Below are 1,230 nucleotides of genomic sequence, written 5' to 3'. Positions count from 1 at the left end.
TAGAGGATATGGACTAATCATCTTTGGCGGTCTCACTGCTTTCACCATAATTACAATTCCTCTAATCTATTTTAGATACGCTCAAGTAAAAAATTTAAGAGTAGCTGAATTTACCAATGCCCCATGCTCAAAAACCTTGTTGCCCAAACACTCTATAACATGGGCATGATCTACAAGAAACGGGGATTAGGTAAGGCTAAAACTTTTCTGCGAAAAGCTGTAGATTTTGGCAACGAAAATGCCATGAAAGCTCTGCGAGCCATGGAGCGTTAGAACGCCATGTTAAAACTCATAAGCGTTTTGATCTTATTGGCAGAAATCCCACTCGTCTTTAGCGGGTGGACACTTCACCACTGATTGACCGCAGAATACATGGCGCACATACTTTTTTGGGTTTGGGTTTACTTAACCCATAGAGCGCACTATAACAACGGAACTTGCGCAGTCTACGCTATAGGTTTATAGTGCATAGCGCGCCCCGTATCTCCAAAAGTTCGCAAGCTTACACATAGCGCACCGCTCAAACACGCCGTGGAGGCTGTAAGTGCTTAGATAAATAGCCTATAACATCTCTAACCTTCAATAAATAAGTTTCATCATACCATTCATAAAATCCATTCTCAATTTTTTCCCATAGGCTAGAGTCAAGATTATCAGACACAAGTGGTTTATATTGTTCAACTAATCCGCCCTTATTATATTGACGAATACCCCTTACTTGATTGTCTAAGATACTAAAACTCTCTTGGTTGAGTCTAGTTACCTTAGTAGGTTTCATACAATGAAGCAAAACAGATTCTAAGTTGCTTTTAACAGATTGCACAAACACAATGGGATTATAATCTACACATAAAGCCTCATGCCACATTTGCACCCACTCAGCTTGTTTAATGTAGCCATGTGAAAAGTAGTTAGGGGACACAACTAAAATACAATGGTAATGAGGATTACACTTTTGAGCAAAAATCTTGTTACCTAGAAACCTAGTGATGCGGACAAAGCCTAAAATATTGTCTTTCCATTGCGGAGTTTGAGTTAGTCTATCCCATGATTGAGATAAATGCTCAATGGAAGCTCTCAATTTGTCCATACTCGCATTCTTCATCGTCAGAGTAAGAAAAATATACACCACTTTATGGTCGTGTTGTATTTGATTTAGAATACTGATGGTTTCCATCATCAAACGAGTCACTTTGCGCCACAAACATACGGGACACCAGCGCTCACCAC

The 1,230-nt window shown here is 39.7% G+C and carries 1 protein-coding gene; it reads right to left on the bottom strand.

Going from position 1 to position 1,230, the window contains the following annotated elements; all coding sequences use genetic code 11:
• Positions 1-520: 520 nt before the first annotated feature.
• Positions 521-1,230: protein rep (locus QSJ47_RS08095; protein ID WP_285603015.1), on the bottom strand; the 710-nt coding region annotated here is incomplete at its 5' end.

It is taken from the genome of Helicobacter sp. NHP22-001, assembly GCF_030270165.1.
GTDB lineage: Bacteria > Campylobacterota > Campylobacteria > Campylobacterales > Helicobacteraceae > Helicobacter > Helicobacter gastrofelis.
The sequence above is the reverse complement of the archived record's forward strand: the minus strand, read 5'-3'. Positions and strand labels throughout refer to the sequence as shown.